The 22,479-nt window shown below is 57.8% G+C and carries 26 protein-coding genes; 19 read left to right on the top strand and 7 right to left on the bottom strand.

All coding sequences use genetic code 11. From position 1 onward, the window contains the following. Positions 1–50: 50 nt before the first annotated feature. Positions 51–425 carry a YbaN family protein gene (locus tag BCF46_RS08030; RefSeq protein WP_245989907.1) on the top strand — a complete coding sequence of 125 codons (375 nt, stop codon included), beginning with the start codon at positions 51–53 and terminating at the stop codon, positions 423–425. Positions 426–552: 127 nt separating this feature from the next. Here the strand turns inward: BCF46_RS08030 and mdh are convergent, their stop codons facing one another. After that, positions 553–1,515 carry a malate dehydrogenase gene (mdh, locus tag BCF46_RS08025; protein ID WP_121023181.1) on the bottom strand — a complete coding sequence of 321 codons (963 nt, stop codon included), beginning with the start codon at positions 1,513–1,515 and terminating at the stop codon, positions 553–555. Positions 1,516–1,680: 165 nt separating this feature from the next. Here mdh and BCF46_RS08020 point away from each other — a divergent pair, with 165 nt between their 5' ends. The 15 genes from BCF46_RS08020 (at position 1,681) to BCF46_RS07955 (ending at position 11,502) form a co-directional block, all read left to right on the top strand. Continuing rightward, positions 1,681–2,433, top strand: a complete 753-nt coding sequence (locus BCF46_RS08020; protein WP_121023180.1) for a sulfite exporter TauE/SafE family protein — start codon at positions 1,681–1,683, stop codon at positions 2,431–2,433. A gap of 97 nt (positions 2,434–2,530) precedes the next feature. Next, entirely contained in the window at positions 2,531–3,382 is an 852-nt protein-coding gene (locus tag BCF46_RS08015; RefSeq protein WP_211332791.1) for an HpcH/HpaI aldolase/citrate lyase family protein, read from the top strand. Continuing rightward, on the top strand, positions 3,379–3,951 hold the full coding sequence (locus BCF46_RS08010) for an NnrU family protein (RefSeq protein WP_121023178.1): 573 nt from the start codon (positions 3,379–3,381) through the stop codon (positions 3,949–3,951). Before BCF46_RS08015 ends, BCF46_RS08010 begins: the two co-directional genes overlap by 4 nt. Beyond that, positions 3,951–4,154, top strand: a complete 204-nt coding sequence (locus BCF46_RS08005) for a DUF1737 domain-containing protein (protein ID WP_121023177.1) — start codon at positions 3,951–3,953, stop codon at positions 4,152–4,154. The genes BCF46_RS08010 and BCF46_RS08005 overlap by 1 nt, the downstream gene beginning before the upstream one ends. Beyond that, positions 4,154–5,185, top strand: coding sequence for a MaoC family dehydratase (locus tag BCF46_RS08000; RefSeq protein WP_121023176.1), 1,032 nt, complete (start codon positions 4,154–4,156; stop codon positions 5,183–5,185). The genes BCF46_RS08005 and BCF46_RS08000 overlap by 1 nt, the downstream gene beginning before the upstream one ends. An 82-nt stretch (positions 5,186–5,267) precedes the next feature. Beyond that, positions 5,268–5,912: a DUF1194 domain-containing protein gene (locus BCF46_RS07995; RefSeq protein WP_245989905.1), complete on the top strand. Its 645-nt coding sequence runs from the start codon at positions 5,268–5,270 to the stop codon at positions 5,910–5,912. 170 nt (positions 5,913–6,082) lie between these two features. After that, positions 6,083–6,466 (top strand): succinate dehydrogenase, cytochrome b556 subunit, encoded by a 384-nt coding sequence (sdhC, locus tag BCF46_RS07990; RefSeq protein ID WP_121023175.1) that lies wholly within the window; start codon positions 6,083–6,085, stop codon positions 6,464–6,466. 10 nt (positions 6,467–6,476) lie between these two features. Next, complete coding sequence (sdhD, locus tag BCF46_RS07985; protein ID WP_121023174.1) at positions 6,477–6,848, top strand: succinate dehydrogenase, hydrophobic membrane anchor protein; 372 nt, start codon at positions 6,477–6,479, stop codon at positions 6,846–6,848. 18 nt (positions 6,849–6,866) lie between these two features. Continuing rightward, positions 6,867–8,672 (top strand): succinate dehydrogenase flavoprotein subunit, encoded by a 1,806-nt coding sequence (sdhA, locus tag BCF46_RS07980; RefSeq protein WP_121023173.1) that lies wholly within the window; start codon positions 6,867–6,869, stop codon positions 8,670–8,672. Further along, the gene (locus BCF46_RS07975) at positions 8,672–8,965 is read left to right on the top strand and encodes a hypothetical protein (RefSeq protein WP_121023172.1); all 294 of its coding nucleotides are present in this window, start codon (positions 8,672–8,674) and stop codon (positions 8,963–8,965) included. The genes sdhA and BCF46_RS07975 overlap by 1 nt, the downstream gene beginning before the upstream one ends. After that, the gene (locus BCF46_RS19765) at positions 8,962–9,258 is read left to right on the top strand and encodes a hypothetical protein (protein WP_170157887.1); all 297 of its coding nucleotides are present in this window, start codon (positions 8,962–8,964) and stop codon (positions 9,256–9,258) included. Before BCF46_RS07975 ends, BCF46_RS19765 begins: the two co-directional genes overlap by 4 nt. A 107-nt stretch (positions 9,259–9,365) precedes the next feature. Then, positions 9,366–9,956: an FkbM family methyltransferase gene (locus tag BCF46_RS19760; protein WP_170157886.1), complete on the top strand. Its 591-nt coding sequence runs from the start codon at positions 9,366–9,368 to the stop codon at positions 9,954–9,956. After that, the gene (locus BCF46_RS07965) at positions 9,953–10,276 is read left to right on the top strand and encodes a succinate dehydrogenase (RefSeq protein ID WP_121023170.1); all 324 of its coding nucleotides are present in this window, start codon (positions 9,953–9,955) and stop codon (positions 10,274–10,276) included. Before BCF46_RS19760 ends, BCF46_RS07965 begins: the two co-directional genes overlap by 4 nt. A 19-nt stretch (positions 10,277–10,295) precedes the next feature. Next, the gene (locus BCF46_RS07960) at positions 10,296–10,721 is read left to right on the top strand and encodes a hypothetical protein (protein WP_245989897.1); all 426 of its coding nucleotides are present in this window, start codon (positions 10,296–10,298) and stop codon (positions 10,719–10,721) included. 1 nt (position 10,722) lies between these two features. After that, entirely contained in the window at positions 10,723–11,502 is a 780-nt protein-coding gene (locus BCF46_RS07955) for a succinate dehydrogenase iron-sulfur subunit (RefSeq protein ID WP_121023169.1), read from the top strand. Positions 11,503–11,571: 69 nt separating this feature from the next. Here the strand turns inward: BCF46_RS07955 and BCF46_RS07950 are convergent, their stop codons facing one another. From BCF46_RS07950 to BCF46_RS07925, 6 genes are all read right to left on the bottom strand, one after another. Further along, positions 11,572–12,330, bottom strand: coding sequence for a DUF1194 domain-containing protein (locus BCF46_RS07950; RefSeq protein ID WP_121023168.1), 759 nt, complete (start codon positions 12,328–12,330; stop codon positions 11,572–11,574). A gap of 144 nt (positions 12,331–12,474) precedes the next feature. Beyond that, a complete protein-coding gene (locus tag BCF46_RS07945; RefSeq protein ID WP_121023167.1) occupies positions 12,475–13,590 on the bottom strand; it encodes an acyltransferase family protein in 1,116 nt (371 codons plus the stop codon). Between the two features lie 62 nt (positions 13,591–13,652). After that, positions 13,653–14,639: an aldo/keto reductase gene (locus BCF46_RS07940; protein WP_121023166.1), complete on the bottom strand. Its 987-nt coding sequence runs from the start codon at positions 14,637–14,639 to the stop codon at positions 13,653–13,655. After that, positions 14,636–15,340 (bottom strand): purine-nucleoside phosphorylase, encoded by a 705-nt coding sequence (gene deoD / locus BCF46_RS07935; RefSeq protein WP_121023165.1) that lies wholly within the window; start codon positions 15,338–15,340, stop codon positions 14,636–14,638. The genes BCF46_RS07940 and deoD overlap by 4 nt, the downstream gene beginning before the upstream one ends. 44 nt (positions 15,341–15,384) lie before the next feature. Beyond that, positions 15,385–16,431 (bottom strand): fatty acid desaturase family protein, encoded by a 1,047-nt coding sequence (locus BCF46_RS07930; RefSeq protein ID WP_121023164.1) that lies wholly within the window; start codon positions 16,429–16,431, stop codon positions 15,385–15,387. Positions 16,432–16,504: 73 nt separating this feature from the next. Beyond that, positions 16,505–18,484 (bottom strand): protein meaA, encoded by a 1,980-nt coding sequence (locus BCF46_RS07925; protein WP_121023298.1) that lies wholly within the window; start codon positions 18,482–18,484, stop codon positions 16,505–16,507. 199 nt (positions 18,485–18,683) lie between these two features. Here BCF46_RS07925 and BCF46_RS07920 point away from each other — a divergent pair, with 199 nt between their 5' ends. The 3 genes from BCF46_RS07920 (at position 18,684) to ccrA (ending at position 22,287) form a co-directional block, all read left to right on the top strand. Next, positions 18,684–19,481, top strand: a complete 798-nt coding sequence (locus BCF46_RS07920) for a bestrophin-like domain (protein ID WP_121023163.1) — start codon at positions 18,684–18,686, stop codon at positions 19,479–19,481. Positions 19,482–19,491: 10 nt separating this feature from the next. Continuing rightward, entirely contained in the window at positions 19,492–20,874 is a 1,383-nt protein-coding gene (locus tag BCF46_RS07915) for a 1-acyl-sn-glycerol-3-phosphate acyltransferase (protein ID WP_121023162.1), read from the top strand. A 120-nt stretch (positions 20,875–20,994) separates the two neighbouring features. Further along, positions 20,995–22,287: a crotonyl-CoA carboxylase/reductase gene (gene ccrA / locus BCF46_RS07910; RefSeq protein ID WP_121023161.1), complete on the top strand. Its 1,293-nt coding sequence runs from the start codon at positions 20,995–20,997 to the stop codon at positions 22,285–22,287. Positions 22,288–22,479 lie beyond the last annotated feature (192 nt).

The raw sequence follows: 22,479 nt of genomic DNA, 5'->3' as shown, positions 1-22,479 counted from the left end.
ACTGACTGCGTTAGAGCGCGGCATATTGGACGTGAGAGACCTCAACAGTTGTGAGTATCGTTTTGGCTAAATCCCTTTGGACCGTACTGGGCCTGTTGGCACTGGCTCTGGGCGCAATTGGCGTCTTGCTTCCTGTGCTTCCTACGACTCCGTTTATTATTCTAGCAGCGTTTGCCTTCGCTAAGGGATCGCCGCGATTGGCTGAGAGGCTTGAAAACCACGGCACCTTCGGGCCGATTATCGCAGAGTGGAGAGCCAAGGGGGCGATTGCACCGAAATACAAAGCAATAGCCGTTGGAATGATGGTCCTCACCCTTGGTTCAAGCTTGGTATTGGGAGTGGCCTTTAAGGTTCTGGTTATTCAGGCAATATGCCTGCTGTGTGCTGCCAGCTACATCTTAACTCGCCCTGACGGAGCGAGCTAAGAAAGTCATTCCAGATGACCAGATGGTTTGAGGTGCCTTTTGGGATGCTAAGTCGTGGAGCATACCCAGAAAAGTAAAAAGCCCGCCCAATTAAGGGCGGGCCTTCTATTCAATCGGAACGAGTGGCTTACGCCAGCGAGCCGTCGATTTCCTTACAGGCTTTGACGAGGCCCTTCACGGCGTCGACGGATTTGTCGAACATCGCTTGCTCGTCTTTGGCCAGCTTGATGTTGACCACACGCTCGATGCCGTCTTTGCCGATCACGGTGGGCACGCCCACGTAGAAGCCGTCGAGACCGTATGCGCCCTCAACATAGGCTGCACAGGGCAGCACGCGTTTTTGGTCTTTCAGGTAGCTTTCGGCCATCTCAATGGCGGAGGTCGCGGGGGCGTAGAACGCGGAGCCGTTGCCCAGAAGGCCAACAATCTCTGCACCGCCATCGCGGGTGCGCTGAACGATTGCGTCCAGTTTCTCTTGCGTGGTCCAGCCCATCGCTACCAGATCCGGCAGCGGAATGCCTGCGACGGTGGAGTAACGTGTCAGCGGCACCATGGTGTCGCCGTGACCTCCCAGAACGAAGGCAGTGACGTCCTTCATGGAGACTTCGAATTCTGTCGCGAGGAAGTGGCGGAAGCGTGCGGAATCCAGCACGCCAGCCATGCCGCAGACTTTTTCATGCGGCAGGCCGGAGAACTCGCGCAGAGCCCAGACCATCGCGTCCAGCGGGTTGGTGATGCAGATCACGAACGCATTCGGCGCGTTGGCAGCGATGCCTTCGCCGACGGATTTCATCACCTTGAGGTTGATGCCCAGCAGGTCATCACGGCTCATGCCCGGCTTGCGGGGCACACCGGCGGTGACGATGCAGACGTCTGCGCCAGCGATATCGGCGTAATCCGTGGTGCCTTTTAGGGTCGCGTCAAACGGGCCAGCGGGGCCAGCTTCTGCGATGTCGAGCGCCTTGCCCTGCGGCGTGCCGTCCGCGATGTCGAACAGGACGACGTCGCCCAGCTCTTTCAGCGCTACGAGGTGAGCAAGCGTGCCGCCGATTTGTCCGGCGCCGATCAGGGCTATTTTGGGTCTGGCCATGTGACTGGTCCTTGGTGCGGTTGATGTTGGGGGCGATGGGTAGCGCTTGCGGGGGAGTCGCGCAAGTGTGCCGCAGTGCAGAAATGTCGATTGTGAACGGGATCGGTGCAGCGTTCACGCGGTTAGGTGTTGAACTGACGGGATTTTTTGCTCTAGCTGCGTAATATGGACTTTGACCCCACCTTTTTCGCGCTCGCACTTCCGGCAGCCTTTATCTCGGGGGTGGCGAAAGGCGGCTTTGGCGGCGGGGCGGCGTTTGTGGCAACGGCGATTCTAGCGTTGTTCCTGCCGCCGGCGACGGCCTTGGGCATCATGTTACCGCTGCTGATGATCGCCGATGTTGCGACTTTGCGACCGTTCTGGGGCAAGTGGCATTGGCCAAGCGCTAAGGCGTTGATCATTGGTGGAGTCCCCGGGGTTTTATTGGGTGCAGCGTTATACAAGGCGACCAATCCGGATGTGTTGCGCGTCCTGATCGGGGCGATTTCCTTGGGGTTTGTGGCCTTTCAGATTTCACGCGCCCGGGGCTGGCTGTCGGTTGAGCAAACGGGGTTCAACCAGCGAAACGGGCTGATTGCAGGCGTCGTTTCAGGATTTACCAGCTTTGTTAGTCATGCGGGTGGACCGCCTACCGCGATTTTCCTGCTTGCGCAGGGCATGGGGAAGACGACCTACCAAGCGACCACCGTAATCACCTTTTGGGTGATCAACGCGATGAAAGCCGTGCCTTACGCCTTTTTGGGTGTCTTCAGCTGGGATACGCTGCGGGCGGACTTGTATATGCTACCGTTTGTGCTGATTGGTGTGGCCCTTGGAGTTTACGCCCATCGGGCGATGCCGGAGAGGTACTTCTTCCTCCTCACCTATGCGTTGCTGCTGGGGGCCGGTGCCAAGCTGGTGTTTGACGGGCTAACCTAGGGCGCACTGCTTTATTGCCGCACTGCGGCAAATCAGGTGTTGCAGCCTGTCCGGCTGTATGGTGAGTAATAAAATAACAAAACAGGAGATGGATTCGATGCAAAACGTCGCGCAGCCTTACCGTTCGGTGCTCTATATCCCCGGGTCCAAGACCCGCGCGCTGGAGAAAGCGCAGAGCCTTCCTGTGGATGCGATCATCTTCGACCTCGAAGATGCCGTGTCGCCGGATGAGAAGGTCGCCGCACGCGATTTGCTGGCCGAGACCTTGCGGACAACGGATTACGGCCCTCGCAAACGCATTGTGCGGGTGAATGGGGGGGATACCGAGTGGGGCGCAGACGATTTGGCGACGTTCATCGACGTGGCTCCCGACGCGATCTTGCTGCCAAAGGTAGAAGACCCGGTAATGATTGCCGCCTTGTCGGGGCTGCTGAAAGGCGACACGACGATCTGGGCGATGATGGAAACGCCGCGGGGCATTCTGAATGCCGCCGCAATCGCCGCTGCTCCGAAGATGGAGGGCTTCGTGATGGGGACCAACGATCTTGCCAAGGATCTCGGCTCTCGTGGGCGGGCCGCCATGACGACCAGCTTGCAGATGTGCCTGCTGGCCTCGCGTGCGGAAGGGCTGGTTTGCGTGGACGGGGTTTACAACGCGTTCAAGGATGAAGACGGGCTGCGCGCGGAATGCGTCGAGGGGCGCGACATGGGTTTCGATGGCAAGACCTTGATTCATCCGGCGCAGGTTGCCGTCACGAACGCGGTGTTCGGACCATCTGCGGACGAGCTTGACCTCGCGCGCCGCCAGATCGCCGCGTTCGAGCAGGCGATGGCCGACGGTCAGGGCGTTGCGGTTGTCGATGGTAAAATCGTGGAAAACCTGCATGTTGAGACAGCGACGCGGCTTTTGGCGAAGGCGGACGCAATCAAACTGCTGGAGGGCGCATGACGTTACTTATACTCGGGGTTCTGATGTGGGCCTTTGTCCACTGGATCAAACGGCTTGCCCCTGATCTGCGTCAAGCGATGACCGACAAAATGGGCGAGGGATCCAAGGGTGCCATAGCCGTCCTGCTGGTCTTGTCGATTGTGTTGATGGTGGTCGGCTATGGTCGAGCAGACTTCATCCCCGTCTGGTCGCCACCAAGCTTCTTTGGGCATATCAATAACCTTCTGATGTTGCTGGCGTTCTACCTGTTTGGCGCGTCCGCGGCCAAGCCCGCCAAAGTCTGGCTTGGGACGAAAATCCGGCACCCGATGTTGGGCGCAGTTAAGGTTTGGGCCTTCGCGCACCTACTCGCGAATGGTGACCTGGCGTCGATCATTCTGTTTGGGGGCCTGTTGGCATGGGCGGTGATCTCGATGATCATGATCAACCGCGCTGAGGGACCTTGGACGCCGCCGGCGCAAGCTCCGATGAAAAAGGAAATCGTGTTGGTAGTCATCACCTTGGTGACCTTCAGTATCACGGCAGGACTCCATGCGTGGCTGGGCGTGAACCCGTTTGGGGGCGTGTGATGAAGATTTATCGTTTGCTGACCGAAGACGACACTTCGGCGTTTTGCCACAAAGTGTCGGACGCGCTGTCGAAAGGCTGGGAACTGTATGGCGACCCGACCTACGCGTTTGACGCCTCCAACGGCGTGATGCGCTGCGGGCAGGCCGTGACCAAAGAGATAGAGGGCAGCTACAGCCCCGACATGAAACTAGGGGCGCAATAATGAGCAAGACCAACGCGGGGCGGTTTTTCGAGGATTATTCCGTTGGCGAAGTGATCGAACACGCGGTGCCGCGCACCCTGTCGGGGGGCGAGCGGGCGATGTATCACGCGCTTTATCCGGCGCGGCATGCGTTTTATTCGTCGGACGAGTTTGCCCGCGATTGCGGTTTGCACGAAGCGCCTCTGGACGATCTGATCGCGTTTCACACGGTGTTCGGCAAAACGGTTCCTGATATTTCGCTGAACGCGGTGGCCAATCTGGGTTATGCGGAAGGGCGGTTTTTGAAGCCTGTGCATATGGGCGACACGATCAGCTCGCGGTCTGAAGTGATCGGGGTAAAGCAGAATTCGAACGGCAAGACTGGCGTTGTGTGGGTGCGGACCACGGGAAGCAACCATTTGGGCGAAGACGTTCTGAGCTATGTACGCTGGGTGATGGTGCGTAAGGGCAATGTCGACGCGCCCGCACCTGAGACGGTGGTGCCGGATTTGGCGGGGTCCGTTGCGGCCAGTGACTTGGTGGTGCCGGAGGGGCTTAGCTTCGAGGGCTACAACTTCGCGCAAGCGGGGGAGCCGCATCGCCTGAGTGACTACAATGTGGGCGAGAAAATCGACCATGTGGACGGCGTCACGATCGAGGAGGCCGAGCATATGCTGGCCACCCGCATGTGGCAGAACACCGCCAAGGTGCATTTCGACGCGACGGCGCGAGATGGCGGGCGGTTGATCTATGGCGGGCATGTCATCTCGCTGGCGCGTGCGCTGTCGTTTAACGGGTTGGCCAATGCGCAGATCATCGTCGGGCTGAATTCCGGTGCTCATGCGAACCCTTGCGGAGCTGGGGATACGATTAAGGCATGGTCGGAAGTGCTGGACGTGGCCGAGACCGACGCGCCTGGTATTGGTGCAATCCGGTTGCGTCTGGTGGCGCAAAAGGCGGAGGCCGAGCCGTTCTCGTTGAAAGGTGACGATGGTAAATATCTGCCCGGCGTTCTGCTTGATCTGGACTACTGGGCGTTGATGCCGGTCTAGAACCGGCTCACCTGAACGGGAAAACGTGATGTAATGCGCGCCTGATATGGGGCATCGTGTGCGCATGCAGATATGTTCCTTCATGGCGGCAACATGGATCGGCTGCGCCTCGGCGCGGGCGTGTGAACTGGCCTTGGTGCTGGCAGTGGATGTATCGGGGTCGGTTGATCCGAGCGAGTACCGCTTGCAGATGGAAGGCTTAGGCGCGGCGCTGGGTGACAGCGCAGTGACAGAGGCATTGGTGGTTGCACAGGCCAAGGTCATGTTGCTGCAATGGACGGGTGTCTCACGCCAAAAGGTGTCGGTGCCGTGGACGCATGTGACTGATTTCGAGACCGCAGATGCGCTGGCCGCGCGTGTCCACGATGCTCCGCGCGAATGGCGAAGTTTTTCTACAGCGATCGGAGAAGCGGTCGGCAGTGCTTTGACGCAATTCGACGCGGTGCCCGAGTGCAAGCGTCGGGTGATTGACGTCTCGGGGGATGGGGTTTCCAACGAAGGCGTGCCACCAGAGCGGATGAAGGCCGCCGCGCTGCACAGAGGCGTGACGATCAATGGCTTGGCAATAGCGGCGTCCGAAATCGAGTTGGTGGAGTATTATCGCGACAACCTGATCGTGGGGCCAGGAAGCTTTGCTATGGAAGCGTTGACTTTCGAAGACTATCCGACACGCATTCGCCAGAAGCTGTTGCGTGAGATCACAAAACAGGTGGCATCACTGAATTGAGTATTTCGAGTCGCCATTTGTGATCACGCGCTCGATTTGCGTGATCACAAAGGCAAATAATCCACAGTTTTGCTACAAAACACCGCGCATTTCGGCGCGGTTGGGGCGTGACTCGGTCTTCTAATAGTCTAAAGATAACACCAAACATCGTAGCAAACGAAGGACGCGCCATGGCTGACGTCAATCGGGGAAACAGACCACTTTCCCCCCATATCTCGATCTACCGCCCACAATGGACGTCGATGACGTCAATCCTGACACGGCTAACCGGCATTTCACTGATGCTCGCGTCGGTTCTGATTGTCTGGTGGTTCCTCGCCGCCAGCTACGGCGAAGACTACTTCAACACGGCCAACGGCTTTGTAACCAGCTGGTTTGGTGATCTGATCATGTTCGCCTCGCTCTGGGCGATTTGGTACCATTTCCTTGCCGGCTTGCGTCACCTGTATTGGGACAGTGGCCGCGGCTTCGAGCTGGAGGCCGCAAAGAAGCTGGCTTACGGCGTCGTGATTGGCAGCTTCGTGCTGACGATCATCACCGCAGTGATTTTGTGAGGGGCGCGACATGGCTTATTTGACAGACCGTAAACGCGCCGAAGGCTTAGGCTCCGCCAAATCCGGCACCGAGCATCATTGGTCGATGATGGTATCCGCTGTTGCAATGGCGATTTTGGTGCCGCTGTTCATCTTCACGTTTGGTCGCATTCTGGGCGCACCTTATGAAGAGGTGATCGCCCATTACAGCCGCCCATTCCCCGCCATTGTGGCAGCTTTGACTATCGCAGCGGGTATGATGCATTTCAAAAACGGCGTGCAGGCAACGATCGAGGACTACATGCAGGGTACGGCGCGCAAGGTCGCGATTATCCTGTCGATCTGCCTTTGTTACGCCCTCGCCGGGGTTGGCCTTTTTGCCATCGCCCGCATCGCTCTTTAATCGGAAGGCCCCAAAGACATGGCTGCTTACGAATACGAAACTCACGAATATGACGTTGTTGTGGTTGGTGCCGGTGGCGCTGGTCTGCGCGCGACTTTGGGCATGGCCGAGCAAGGCCTGCGCACCGCTTGTGTAACCAAGGTTTTCCCGACACGCTCCCACACGGTCGCAGCACAGGGCGGCATCGCCGCGTCGCTGTCGAATATGGGGCCGGATAACTGGCAGTGGCATATGTATGACACTGTCAAAGGCTCTGACTGGCTGGGCGACACCGATGCGATGGAATATCTGGCGCGTGAGGCCCCCAAAGCGGTCTACGAGTTGGAGCATTACGGCGTTCCGTTCTCGCGCACCGAAGAGGGCAAGATTTACCAGCGGCCGTTTGGTGGTCACACGACTGAGTTTGGCGAAGGCCCGCCCGTGCAGCGCACCTGCGCGGCGGCTGACCGGACCGGCCACGCCATTTTGCACACGCTTTATGGCCAGTCGCTGAAGAATAACGCGGAATTCTACATCGAATACTTCGCCACCGACCTGATCATGAACGACGAAGGTGTCTGCACCGGCGTTATGTGCTGGAAGCTGGACGACGGCACGCTGCACCTGTTCAGCGCTAAGATGGTTGTGTTGGCCACGGGCGGCTATGGCCGCGCATACTTCTCGGCCACGTCTGCCCACACCTGTACGGGTGACGGTGGTGGCATGGTGGCCCGCGCGGGCCTGCCTTTGCAGGACATGGAGTTCGTACAATTTCACCCAACCGGCATCTACGGCGCAGGCTGCCTGATCACCGAGGGCGCACGCGGGGAAGGTGGCTATCTGACCAACTCCGAGGGCGAGCGGTTCATGGAGCGCTATGCGCCGACCTATAAAGACCTTGCGTCGCGCGATGTGGTGTCGCGTTGCATGACCATGGAAATCCGCGAAGGCCGTGGTGTAGGCGAGAACAAAGACCACATCCACCTGCACCTCAACCACTTGCCGCCAGAGACTTTGGCGCTGCGTCTGCCGGGTATCTCGGAAAGTGCACGTATCTTTGCGGGCGTTGACCTGCACAAAGAGCCAATTCCGGTTCTGCCGACCGTGCACTACAACATGGGTGGCATCCCGACGAACTATTGGGGCGAGGTGCTGAACCCGACGAAGGGCGACTCCGAAGCTATTGCACCGGGCCTGATGGCCGTGGGCGAGGCGGGTTGTGCGTCTGTTCACGGGGCGAACCGTCTTGGCTCGAATTCGTTGATCGACCTTGTAGTGTTTGGCCGTGCGGCTGCGATCCGCGCTGCCGAGATCGTCACACCGGGGGCGCCGAACCCCGAAATGCCGCAGAAGTCCATCGACGCCGCCATTGACCGGTTCGACAGCTTCCGCAATGCGAAAGGGTCAACCTCGACAGCCGAGCTTCGCCTGGAGATGCAAAAGACCATGCAGGAAGACGCCGCCGTGTTCCGCACTGACAAAACGCTGGCAGAAGGCGTCAAGAAGATGACGGCTGTTGCAGCGAAGATGGATGATTTGAACGTCACCGACCGCTCGCTGGTTTGGAACTCGGACTTGATGGAAACGCTGGAACTGGCGAACCTGATGCCAAACGCGATGGCCACCATCGTCGCGGCCGAAGCGCGTAAGGAAAGCCGCGGGGCGCATGCCCATGAGGATTATCCGGATCGTGACGACAAGAAATGGCGTGTGCACTCGCTGGCCCATGTCGACGGCAATAAGGTGAAGCTAAGCACGCGCGGCGTGCATCTGGACCCACTGACCACCAAGGACGAAGGCGGTATCGATCTGAAAAAAATCGCACCGAAAGCCCGCGTCTACTAATGCGCTGGCTGGTCCCCTTTGTGATGTTGGCAGCTTGTGCCCCTGTTCCGGTTTCGCCGGAACGGGCGGCTGAGATGTGCCGTAAAGAGGTGGGGCTGGCTGACGGCGTTCAGGGCAATATCGGCGTGGGTGTCGGGACCGGTGGCGGCAAGGCCCGTGGGTCGATCACCGTGACGGACAAGGTGTTCCGCCCGCAATCGGCGGATGCTGCGTTTGCCGCATGTGTTGACCGCAAGGTGAACGGGAAACCTGAGCCCACGACATTCGGGATCACAATCGGGGCGAAGACATGAAGAAATTCGCAATTTTGATGGCCCTCGCGGCCTGTGGTGCGCCTGTTTTGGATGCGCCGACCCAAGCACAAGAGCAAAGCATCGCACGGTTTGTGGCAGATGTTTCACCGGAGCTTTCGCCAGCGGCCCAAGCGGCGGCTACAAATTGCGGTGCGCTGAACACCACCACCGAAGAGCTGCAACTGTTGTCCGAACTGGATGCGTTGGACGCCGCAAGCACTGGCCTGATCTCCGAGATCATGACGCGCGATGGCACGTTGGCCTGCATGACGGCGAACGGGGTGTCGCTCTGAGCAATTTTGCCGACATACGCCGCGCGGCAAGGGACGAGGGGTTTACCCTTCACCCGATCAAAACGCGCCCGCCTTACCTGAAGGCCTACGAGTTTACACCGGACTTCGTGATCGACGTGGGTGTGCATGACGGCACGCCATGGCTCTACCGCAGCTTCCCCGATGCGCATTTTGTACTGGTAGATCCGCAAGCGGAATGCGAGGCGGCGGTGAAGGCAGGCGTGTCGCCCAAAAGTTTCGATTTCCGCGCTGTTGCGTTGGGGGCGGAGCAAGGCAAAGCCCTGCTGTCCGTGCCAGAGACCGAACCTGGCAAAGGCGGGGCTATGGCCAGCCTGAAAGAACGCACGGATAAACTGGCATGCAGCTTTTCTGACGTGGCCAAGCGCGAGGTGCCGGTGATCACGCTCGACATGCTGGCGGCGGATTTGCCCGGTCGTTTGGGTTTGAAGATCGACACCGAAGGGTTCGAGTTTGAAGTGCTGAAAGGCGGCACAGAGACCTTGACGCGCTGCGATTTCGTTATTCTGGAGATGTCGGTGACGCACCGCTTCAAAGGTGTGGCGCCTCCATCCGCGGTGATTGCGGAACTAGCCAAAGCGGGCCTTGAGTTCCGCGATGTGCTGGCAATGGCGGCACATGCGGGCAAGAAGGCCCAGCCGCGCCATATGGATGTATTGTTCACAAGGTGGGACGCATGAAACTAATTCTTATACCGGCACTGGCCGCGCTTATCGGCCTAAGCGCATGCGGTGAAGACGGCCTCGCGGATCAGTTGGCCCGCAAGGAAGCCAAGGACACCGTGCGCCCTGTTTTGGCGCAGCGTTTTCCTGGTGTTCCGTTGGAGCCCGCAACGGACTGTGTGATTGACAACGCCTCAGCAGGCGAGATTATCAAGCTGGCGCGCGCTGGCGTTACAGGGCTTGGCCCTGAAGAAACCCAACTGGTGATCGAAATCGCTACCCGACCTGAAACTGTAGAATGCCTTTTGAAGGACGGCCTCGCGCCGTTATTAAAATAGACGAATAGAGAGATTGTGGATGAAAAAACTAGCAATTTTGGCCGTTATGACGCTTAGCGCGTGTGCAGGTGCCAAGGGCCCGGCTGTTCCCGCGCAATCGGGCAAGAACCTCGCTTCCGCCCGAAATGCGTTTGCAACCTGCTTGCCGAACGCACCGCAAGGTGGGCAGAATGCGGTGGTGGGCAGCTATGTTGCGGGTGTTTTGTTGGGTGGAATCCTAGTCGGCCCCATCATCGTCGCGTCAAATGAACGAAACATTCGATATAGCGGTGAGGCAGGGGGGGTGGACCGATGCTTACGCAGGCTGGGATATCAACGCCGAGTCCTCACCAAACAAGAGGTGGCTACGATCAACTCCAGCTCACCAGCAACGCGTGCGCGCCTGCTTGACCACTTTGTCGCGGGCGGGACACTCGAAAACTTCTCTGCGCCGAAGGAGGCATGACATGGTTCAACTGACCCTTCCCAAGAACTCGAAAATTATGGGCGGCAAGACGTGGCCGAAGCCCGAGGGCGCGAACAACGTGCGCAAGTTCCAGATTTACCGCTGGAACCCCGATGACGGGAAGAACCCTTCGGTCGATACTTACTTTGTCGACATGGACAAATGCGGGCCGATGGTTCTGGATGCGCTGATCAAAATCAAGAACGAGATTGATCCGACGCTGACCTTCCGCCGCTCTTGTCGGGAAGGCATCTGCGGTTCCTGCGCGATGAACATTGACGGGATCAATACGCTGGCCTGTATCTACGGCATGGACGAGATTACCGGTGATGTGAAAATCTATCCGCTGCCGCACCTGCCGGTAGTGAAGGATTTGATCCCAGACCTGACGCATTTCTACGCGCAGCACGCGTCAATTATGCCGTGGCTTGAGACCAAGACTAACCGCCCCAAGAAAGAATGGCGTCAGTCTATCGAAGACCGCACCAAGTTGGACGGTTTGTATGAATGTGTGATGTGCGCGTGTTGCTCGACGTCGTGCCCGTCTTACTGGTGGAACGGCGACCGCTACCTTGGGCCAGCAGCGTTGCTGCATGCGTATCGCTGGATCATCGACAGCCGTGACGAGGCCACGGGTGAGCGTTTGGACGAGTTGGAAGATCCGTTCAAGCTATACCGCTGCCACACGATCATGAACTGTGCAAAGACCTGCCCTAAGGGATTGAACCCTGCGAAGGCGATTGCCGAGATCAAGCATATGATGGTCGAGCGTCGGGTTTAATGCTTAGCATTTGAAAAAAGAAAAGGCCCCACGCGTAAGCATGGGGCCTTCTTTGCACTTAAGCTGAGCTTAAGCGGATTTTTTACGGCGCTTCATAGCACCCAGACCACCCAGACCTGCGATCAGGAGCCAACCGGCTGCTGGAACTGGAACGGTAGGTGGATTGTTGGTGATTTCAGCAATCAGCTTTTTGTTAATAGCTGCGCCGAAGGTGTCAAACGAGGTCGCTGCGATAGCGAAGCTTCCCGTCCCGCAGACTACGTTATTCGCGTATTCAGCTACAACACCTGCGTCGGTGCCGATGGTAATGCCATTGATGGCATTGTCACCTGCGGAGCCACAGAACGCAGCACTTGCGGTCCCTGGCAGAGTGCCGGTGTTGTTGCCGCCGTCACCCGAGACGTCCATGACGTTGCGTGTGGCCTCAAAGCCATTGCCGTCAAAGAGCGGATCCGCAAATGCAATCGCATTGCCGATACCTGTGCTGCCACCCAAGCTAGGGCGAGACACTGCGCTGATGGCCGAAGCAAAGGCCTGTGACGAGGCTACGCTATCGATCAGCGTCCAAGCGACACTCTCAACTGCAGTAGTCGACCAGTACACCAAGTTCACGGCAATAGAGCCGATGGCGCCTTTGGAGATCGCATCATTAAAGAGAGCGGAGTTGTTGAATGCGTTGACATAACCATCGCGTTGGAGATTGAACTCGGAGGTGTTTACGCTGCCCGATACATCAACCAAAAGTGATAGCTCTAGGTCAACGGGAACAGCGTTGGCGGCTGTTGAAGTCGCTAGAATGACTGCAGCCGTAGATAGGTATTTAAACATAGGTAATCCTTCCAAACATACCAAACCCCGCCAGATTAACGTTATGTTAATCAAAAGCAATGTGTGGCAAAATCTGGGCAACAGGTAAAAATGCGGGGTTTTTGGCGTGTTTTGTGGCTTAGCCGCTGTTCTCGTTGGGGTTTTTCAACTTTGGTGCCGCGAAGAGGCGGGGCGTGAAAAAAACGTTCCGCGGGCGGGTTTCGCTACAATGCGGCAATTCTTAGCGGATTTAACCGGATTCCCGTTCAATAACAGCGAGAGAATCGGCACGCGCATCACGAGAAAATGATGCAGTGGGAGCTTGATCGCCAACGTGCACACGATGAGTGCGGTAAACAATGCACCACCTTGCAGCCCTAGCGCCGTCAGGGGGAACAACAGTGCATGAAGGGTTAGCCATTGCAGGATGTAGGTCGTCAACGCCCCTTGGGAGATGAATGACCAAATGGGCGTTGTGCGATTGAAAAACCTACGGAAGGCCCAAAGCAGGGCGAAACTGATTGCAGCAGTGCTGGAGGCGATACGCGCGGCGTGAAGCGCATGGTGCAGCGTCGTGCCCGGCGTGGACCATCCGTCGACCATGGCAAGCCAGAAAAGCCCGGCGATTGCGAAAGGCAGGGGGCCAGGATTGTGAACGGCCGCCCACGCTTTAGGGTGCTGGAACAGCGCGAGACCCGCGACGTAAGCCCACGCGTATTTCGTGAAGCCGTCGAAAGGTACGGGTAAATCAAGACCAACTGTCGCCGCGACAAGCATTTGTACGGCGACCACGACAAGAGTGATTGACGTCGCAATATAGGCAGGTGGAACGTGGACGCTTGTAACGCGCAGCCACGCGGCGGAGCGCAGGGCACGCAGGATTAAAGGCACCGCAATGATGAAACCCATTAGACTGAACAGGAACCACAGGTGTACGAATAATCGTCCTGAAATGGTTCGTGTTAGGACGTCTTGTGCCCAGTCCGCGGAAAATCCTTTGTGGATTATGGCTAATGTCAGTGGGTTGACCAAAAGCAAACCAGTCGCCAGCGGCCAAGCAAGACGGCGCAACCGGTCCTTGAGATGCGGCCAGATTGGCCCGTGGGGCAGCGTTGCCGCCATCACGTAACCGGAAATGATGAAGAAAGTGCCCATGCAGAAGTTGTAAATGAACACGGCAAAGGGCGCAGCGGGGGTGTAGTCGATCAGGTAATAGGCATGCAGAACCACGACGAACACCATGCAAACGGCGCGCAAATGGTCGAGATAGGTAATCCGCATGGTCTTTCGCCCCTTTCGGAGCGTGTTAAATCAGCCAAATCAGCCAAAAATTAGGCGATTGTTCAGCAATACCGCTCCACTCCGACGATTTGCGCGTCTGAATACCGATCCCCATGCGCCCAGCCGATGGGCAGGATGCGGTCGATCTCGGCGCGGTCCTCATCGGTGAACTCGATAGCGTCGCCATCCACAAGCTGCTCCAAATGCGCGCGACTGCGGGTGCCGGGAATAGGGATCAGGTGGTCGCCTTGATCTAGCGTCCAAGCGATTGCGGCACCAGCTGGGCTCCATCCACGGGACGTGCAAAAATCGCGGAAACGGTCGAGTTTGGCGCAGTTGGCGGTGAAGTTTTCGCCCATGAATCGCGGTTGTGCTTTGCGGAAATCGGTGTCGGCAAACGTTTCAGGTTCTGGGAAGGTGTCAGCAAACATGCCACGCGCGACCGGGGAAAAAGGAACGAAGGCCACGTCAAGCTCTGCGCAGGTTTGAATCATACCCATTTCCGGCTGACGAGTCCAAAGCGAGTATTCACTTTGTACCGCCATGACGGGATGCACCGCATGGGCGCGGCGCAAGGAATTTGGTGCAATTTCGGAATAGCCGATACCACCAATTTTACCCTCCTTGATGAACTTCGCCAGTGTTTGGGTGACGTCCTCAATCGGGCGATCCGCTTCGCGGCGATGGATGTAATACAGGTCAACGTAGTCAACCCCGAGACGTTTGAGGGAACTCTCCAACGCGCGGCGCAAGCTGGGTTCTGAATTATCAAAATGACGGGTTGGTTTGGTTTCAATCCCGCCTTTTGTAGCGATTTTGAAGCCGTGTTCGGGGTTGGCTTTCAGATAGCTACCGATGACCTCCTCCGACTTGCCCATCCCGTAAAGCAGGGCCGTGTCGAGGAAGTCGACGCCGTGATCGCGGGCGGCGTCTAGTGTGTCATGGGACGTTGCGAGATCCGTTTCGCCGTAAAATCCGGCAAAGCTCATGCAGCCAAGGCCGACGGCACCGACCATTGGGCCGCCTTTTCCAAGTTGGCGGGCCTTCATGCGAACGCAGCTTCCAACGCGATTTCCACCATATCACCGAAGCTCTTTTCGCGGTCTTCTGCTGGCAGTGCTTCGCCGGTAATTAGGTGATCTGATACGGTCAGAACGGCCAACGCACGGCGGTCGTAGCGAGACGCCAGAGTGTAAAGCTCGGCGGCTTCCATCTCGACGGCAAGGATGCCGTGGCGGGTCATTTGTTCATTCAGATCGGGGCGTTCGTCATAGAACACATCCGCTGAATAGATGCCGCCCACATGGGTCGGCACGCCGCGACTTTCGGCAGCATGGAAGGCGCGGTGGAGCAAGCCCCAGTCGCAAGTTGGGGCGAATTGCAGCTCTTTGAAAATGCCGCGCGATGGGGTCGACAGGGTCGAGGACGTCGTGGCCAAAATTACATCACGCACGGCGACTTTGTCCTGCATCCCGCCGCATGATCCGATGCGGATCAGCGTTTGCGCATTGTAGTCCTTGATCAACTCGTTGGCGTAAATCGACAGGGACGGCATCCCCATGCCGGAGCCTTGGATGGTGACGCGGTTGCCTTTCCACATGCCGGTGAAGCCCAACATGCCACGCACTTCGTTGATTAGTTTGGCGTCTTCTAGGAACGTCTCCGCCGCCCATTTGGCACGGTAGGGATCACCCGGAAGCAGAACGGTTTCGGCGATGTCGCCAGATTTGGCTCCGATATGGATGGTCATGGGGCGGGCTCCTTTGAGGCTTGTTCCCGTCCCGTATATCAGCCCTATTCCGCCGGCGCGAGCGCCCCTTGCACGGCTTTCGCATCCGCCTCTGCGAAACCAACCATGCGGCGGGTATCCTCGTCCCAGAGCTTCAGTTTCATGCATTTGAGACTGTCGCGGAACGTCACGCGGTTGGTTCCGGCCAGTTCCGGGTGGTCGCGCAGGACCTCGGGCAGGCGATAGAAGGCGATACGGGAGTAGAGGTGGTGGACATGGTGAATGCCAACGTTGCAGCTGAACCAGTTCAGCCAGCCCGGCAGCACGTAGTAGCTGGAGCCATAGAGCGCGGAATCGTGCACCGACCAGTTGCCTTGGTGATCCCATTCGACGCCTTCAAATTGGTGCTGGATGTAGAACACCCAGACGCCGCAGAACGCCCCGATCAAGGTGGAGGGCACGAAGATATACAGGATCGGACCCCAGCCGCCGAAATAGTAGATTGTGCTAAGCACGATCGCGATGGACAGGTTGGTGCCCATGGCGCTGATCCAATACTCGCGGTGCTTCATAAGGCGCACGGGCAGGCGGTATTCCAGAAAGAAGGAATAGAACGGCCCGAAAGCGAGCAGGAAATACGGGTTGCGATACAACCGGTAGAGCGACTTTGCGAACGGCCCTTTGGCGTTGTATTCGGCCACAGTCAGTGTCAGCAGATCGCCCATCTCGCGGCGGTCTAGATTGCCGTGGGTGGCGTGGTGGACATCGTGTTTCTTGGCCCAGACGGCGGCGGGGGCGATGCAGATCACCCCAAGGCAACGGCCCAGCCAGCGGTTGGCGGCCCAAGACTTGAAGATCGCGCCATGCCCCGTGTCATGCTGGATCGCGAACATGCGCATCATCAACATGCCGGTCAGGATGACCGCAGGGACGGTGACCCAGTACAGCCCGGCGGCCAAGGACCACCAAGCGATGGTCCATAAGGTGACATAGGGGACAAAAGTCGTTGTCAGTTCCCAAATGGACCGGGCGAGCGACGGCTCGCGATACTCTTTAAGAATAGGGACCCACTCGCGCGCAGGACGGCGCGGGTTCACAGCAGTATCGCTCATTGCCAAATACCTTTGGTCGCAATTTCTCGAAAGCGGACTTTGGCCTAGCCCGCTGCCATGTTCAAGTAGGGGATTACTCCGCTGCGATGCCCGCCGGATCCACCAAGGCGACCAGATCAACCATGATGCGATTCAGCTCGAAGTCTTTCGGGGTGTAGACCTTGGCCACGCCCATCGCGCGCAGGCGCTGCGCGTCATCCTCTGGGATAATGCCGCCAACGACGACGGGAATATGCCCAAGGCCAGCGGCGTGCATTTTACCCATGAGGTCTTCGATCAGCGGAATGTGGGAGCCGGACAGGATCGACAGGCCCACCACATGCGCCTCGTCCTTTAGTGCCGCCTCAACGATCTCGTCAGGCGTCAGGCGGATGCCTTCATAGCTGATGTCCATGCCGCAATCGCGGGCGCGGGCGGCGATTTGCTCGGCGCCGTTGGAGTGACCGTCAAGGCCCGGCTTGCCCACAAGGAACTTGAGGCGGCGGCCCAGCTTGGTGGACACCACGTCCACCTGCTCGCGGATTTCGTCCAGCCCTTCGGTGCGGTTGGATGGGTTGCGCGAGACGCCTGTGGGGCCGCGATATTGGCCAAATGCCTGACGGATCACGTCGCCCCATTCGCCCGTCGTGGCACCAGCCTTGGCAGCCTCGATGGTCGGGATCATAATGTTGGTGCCGTCCTGTGCCGCAGTTCGCACCTTCGCCAAGGCGGTCTCAACGTCAGTGTTGTCCCGAGTGGAGCGCCAAGCGTCCAGACGTGCGATCTGGTCGGCTTCGGCGTCTTTATCGGCGACCATTATGGCTTCGTCACCTGCGGTCAGCGGGCTTTCCTCGTGCTGTTGAAACTTGTTCACGCCAACAACTGTGGTCTCGCCGGATTCGATGCCGCCCAAGCGCTCGGCATTGGCCTCGACCAATCGGGACTTCATGTATTCAATCGTCTCGTTGGCCCCGCCCATGCTGTCGATGGTCGCCAACTCCGCGCGCGCGCCTTCTTTCAGGGCTTCGACTTTGCGGTCCACGGCTGGGTTGCCGTCGAACAGGTCATCGTATTCCAGCAGGTCGGTCTCGAACGCCATGATCTGCTGCATCCGCAAGGACCATTGCTGGTCCCAAGGGCGGGGCAGGCCAAGGGCTTCGTTCCAAGCGGGAAGCTGAACGGCGCGGGCGCGGGCGTTTTTCGACAGTGTGACGGCCAGCATCTCGATCAGGATGCGGTAGACGTTGTTTTCAGGCTGCTGCTCCGTCAAACCCAGCGAGTTCACCTGCACGCCGTAGCGGAAGCGGCGAAACTTGGGGTCTTCGACGCCGTAGCGATCACGGGTGATTTCGTCCCAGAGGTCCACGAAAGCGCGCATTTTGCACATCTCGGTGACGAAGCGGATGCCTGCGTTCACGAAGAAGGAGATGCGGCCGACCATAGCGGGGAAATGCTCGGCAGGGACTTTGCCTTGCAGGTCGTCCAACACGGCCGTGGCGGTGGCCAAAGCGAAGGCCAACTCCTGCTCCGGCGTCGCGCCGGCTTCTTGCAAGTGATAGGAACAGACGTTCATCGGGTTCCACTTGGGCAGGTGCTGGCGGGTGTAGGCGGCGACGTCGGTGATCATCCGCAACGAGGGTTTCGGCGGGCAAATGTAAGTGCCGCGCGACAGGTATTCCTTGATGATGTCGTTTTGCACCGTGCCTTGCAGGGCGGATATATCCGCGCCTTGCTCCTCGGCCGCTGCGATATAAAGCGCCAGCAACCAAGGGGCCGTCGCGTTGATCGTCATGGAGGTGTTCATCTGGTCCAGCGGGATGTCGTTGAACAAGGTGCGCATATCGCCCAAATGGGCCACCGGCACGCCAACCTTGCCGACTTCACCTTTCGCCAGAATGTGGTCGCTATCGTAGCCGGTCTGCGTGGGCAGATCGAAGGCCACCGAAAGCCCGGTCTGACCCTTCGCCAAATTGCCGCGATAAAGCGCGTTGGACGCCTTGGCGGTCGAGTGGCCCGCATAGGTGCGGAACAACCATGGGCGGTCTTTTTGCGGCGTGTTGGGCAGGTCGGACATAGGGGCCTCGTGTGAATCGCGTGCGGTAATATTCTTGCGTTGAAGGATTGATACTTGGAACTTTATACCAATGTCAATTCGCTGCAATGCAGAATTTATAGCCAAATCTGTTGCCTTACCACGCTTTTCATCTATCGGTGTCGTGATCTGTGACATAAGGGCTGGACGCAGCTCTGACGAGAGCAAGGAGCCACGCATAATGGGGTCGAGTGAAATCATGTATGACGTTAATTCGTTTGTTATTGCTGTGGTGCTTTTGGTGGCGATGGGTGTCGCGATGCGTGTTGGGCGCATCATCGGCAAGAGCGGTAGCTTGCACCACAATGATGAAAGCAAGTCTCAAGTCGGGGCGGTGCAGGGGTCACTTCTGGGTCTTTTGGCCTTGTTGCTTGGTTTCACATTTTCTCTGGCGTTGAAGCGCTATGATGATCGGTCTCGGGCTGTCGTGGACGAGGCCAATGCCATCGGCACGGCTTGGCTGCGTGCAGATTTTTTAAGTGAGTCACGGCAAAACGAAGCCAAAGCCCTGTTGAGTCGCTATGGCCTAACCCGCTTCGAGGCAGGGCGGGTGCCAGCGAGCGACTTGGAGCGCCGTGATGGGTTAGTAAGTGCCGCAGAAGAGATATTTGCCAAGCTTTGGACCATCGCCGGCATTGAAGTTCAAGAAGTGGGTGGCCCTGCGGCTGTCAGCTTCGCCGGTTCGTTGAACGATATGATCGACTCTCTTGGCTCTCGTGACGCCGCAATCGAGCGCCATGTGCCGGAGCCCGTTTTGTTCTTGATGTTTGCCACTTTTGTTTTGCTGGGAAGTATTCTGGGCTACAGTTCGGGGCTGACATTGGTGAAGGCGGGCTTCCCCATATATGCAATGATGTTTTTGATTGTAGCGCTGGTTTTCGTGATCATCGACCTCGACAGGCCGCGTCGGGGTATAATAGCCGTCAATCAGGATCCACTGCGCATGGTGTCCGAAAGCATGTCCGAGGCGGTGAATTGAGGCTATCATAATGTTCACCACTGTGGAGTTGCCCGTCTGGGCTTTGGTCTTGATCGGTTTGCTGGCTGCAGTAACCGCAGCCTCGCATCTCTTGTTTCCCTCTGTTCGCTGGTTCTTCCGGCGTCGGGCCGAACGGGTTGTTGCACGGCTGAACTCCAAATTGGCGCGGCCAATCCAGCCGTTCAAACTGGCGCGGCGTCACGACATGATCCAGAACGTGTTGTATGATCCAGACGTCATTCGGGCGGTCAATGATTATGCCGACGAGATGGGCGTACCAGACAACGTGGCGTTCGAGACTGCGGAGCGATATGCCCGCGAGATTGTGCCGTCCTTCAGTGCCACGGTGTATTTTGGGCTGGGCACACGGGTCGCCAAATGGATGTCGCGGACGCTCTACCGCGTTAGGGTGGTCAACCCGCGCAGTGGTGCGATGGCCGCAATCGATCCGGAGGCGACGGTTGTCTATATCATGAACCATCGCTCCAACATGGACTATATACTGGTGACCTATCTGGCCGCCCGCGACAGCGCCTTATCCTATGCCGTTGGCGAATGGGCGCGGGCTTGGCCGCTGCGCCCTTTGATCAAGATGATGGGTGGCTACTTTATCCGGCGCAAATCACTGAACCCACTCTACCGGCGTGTCTTGGCGCGTTATGTCCAGCTCTCGACCAAAGAAGGCGTCGCGCAGGCGGTGTTCCCCGAGGGTGGCCTGTCTAGGACGGGTGCGTTGGGGAAGCCCAAGCTTGGGTTGATCAGCTATATCGTCGATGGATTTAAGCCCGACAGCACTCGGGACGTCGTGTTTGTGCCGGTCGGGATGAACTACGACCGTGTGCTCGAAGACCGAGTATTGGTGGCTGCGGCTGGTGACAAAACGGCGAAGTTCAGGTTCCGGATCAGCCATGTGGCGCGATACATTGGACGGCATTTGTGGCAACGGCTCACGGGAAAATTCCATCGCTTGGGTTTTGCTGCAGTTGCGTTTGGCAGCCCAGTTTCGCTGAGGGAGTTTATAGCCAGTAACCCCAAGCAAACTACGGAGTTGTTAGGGGTCGAGCTAATGAAGCGTGTCAGCGCCGTGGTTCCAATTTTGCCTGTGCCACTGGTGTGTCGCCATATTCAAGCGGCTGGTGGCAAAATTGAACGCGCGAAACTTGAACTGCTTTTCGAGGAAGATCTCGAGCGGTTCCGCGCGGCGCGTAGGGAGGTCTGCATGCCGAGTGAAACTGGCGAGGCGACCTGCACACGTGCGGTAAAGGAGGCTTTGCGGATGTTGGAAGTTCGTGGACTGATTCATCTGTCAGGAGGATTTGTTGAAGTAAGCGACAAGGCCCCCGAGGTCATTGCCTACTATGCCGCCTCCCTTCAGCATTTAGTCGCGACATAAAATTACAAAAAAGACAACTTTCGGGTTGTATTGTTACTTTCGTGTTTGTATCTCTGCCTTATTGGCGGCGCAGCATTTGATTCTGCGTCGCGGCACTGACTAAGATGAGGAGCGCCGGTTATGGCTCTAGATACGCAGGACGATATGATGGACTACAGCGCCGAGAAAAAAGATCTTTACGAGCTGGGTGAGATTCCCCCGATGGGCCACGTCCCGTCTCAGATGTATGCGTGGGCCATTCGTCGCGAGCGTCATGGTGAACCCGAAGACAGCTTTCAGAACGAAGTAGTCGAGACGCCAACCATTGGCGACCGCGAAGTCCTGGTCTTGGTCATGGCCGCAGGCGTGAACTACAACGGCGTTTGGGCGGGGTTAGGTGTTCCGATCAGCCCGTTCGACGTGCACAAAGCCGACTACCACATCGCAGGGTCTGATGCTGCGGGTATTATCTGGGCCGTCGGTGACAAGGTTAAGCGCTGGAAAGTGGGCGACGAAGTTGTCGTGCATTGCAACCAAGACGATGGTGACGACGAAGAATGTAACGGCGGCGATCCGATGTTCTCCTCAAGTCAAAGGATTTGGGGCTACGAGACGCCGGACGGCTCTTTCGCACAGTTTACCCGTGTCCAAGCGCAACAGCTTATGCCACGTCCCGCACACCTGAGCTGGGAAGAAAGCGCGTGCTACACGCTGACGCTGGCTACTGCATACCGTATGCTGTTCGGCCACCACCCGCATGAGCTGAAGCCCGGCCAAAACGTATTGATCTGGGGCGCATCTGGCGGCCTTGGCTCTTTCGCGGTGCAATTGGCCAACACGGCTGGCGCAAACGCCATCGGCGTGATCTCGGATGAGGACAAGCGTGACTTCGTGATGGGGTTGGGCGCCAAAGGCGTGTTGAACCGAAAAGATTTTAACTGCTGGGGACAAATGCCCACCGTGAATACCCCGGAATACAAAGAGTGGTTCGGCGAAGTTCGTAAATTCGGCAAGGCGATTTGGGACATCACCGGCAAGGGCAACAATGTCGACATGGTGTTCGAGCATCCGGGCGAAGCCACTATGCCGGTCTCTGTGTTTGTCGTGAAAAAGGGTGGTATGGTCGTCATCTGCGCTGGCACGACAGGGTACAACCTGACGATGGACGCCCGCTACCTGTGGATGCATCAAAAGCGCGTTCAAGGATCCCACTTTGCGCATCTGAAGCAAGCCTCCGCGGCTAACAAGCTGATGTGCGAGCGTCGTCTGGACCCATGTATGTCCGAAGTGTTCCCTTGGAATGAGATCCCTCAGGCACACACCAAAATGCTTCGCAACGAGCACAAGCCCGGGAACATGGCCGTTCTGGTGTGCGCACCGCGAACGGGGCTGACTACTTTTGAAGATACAGTAGAAGCAAGCCGTCAAGCTTGACCGACACGAAATAGCACTTAGGAATGCCCGCGAATCACTTCGGTTCGCGGGCTTTTTTACGGAACAATGATCAGCCCCATGAAAAACAAGCACTTATAAAAAGCTCTCTCGCTATTTTGGGGGAGGGCCAATTGGTGAATATGGTCGGCAATTTTCCGCTGTTAGGCTCTTGTTAACGGATGATTAACACTT

This window comes from Litoreibacter meonggei, assembly GCF_003663885.1.
In the GTDB taxonomy this organism is placed as follows: Bacteria; Pseudomonadota; Alphaproteobacteria; order Rhodobacterales; family Rhodobacteraceae; genus Litoreibacter; species Litoreibacter meonggei.
Note: the sequence above shows the minus strand (reverse complement) of the source record. Positions and strands in the feature narration are given on the sequence as shown.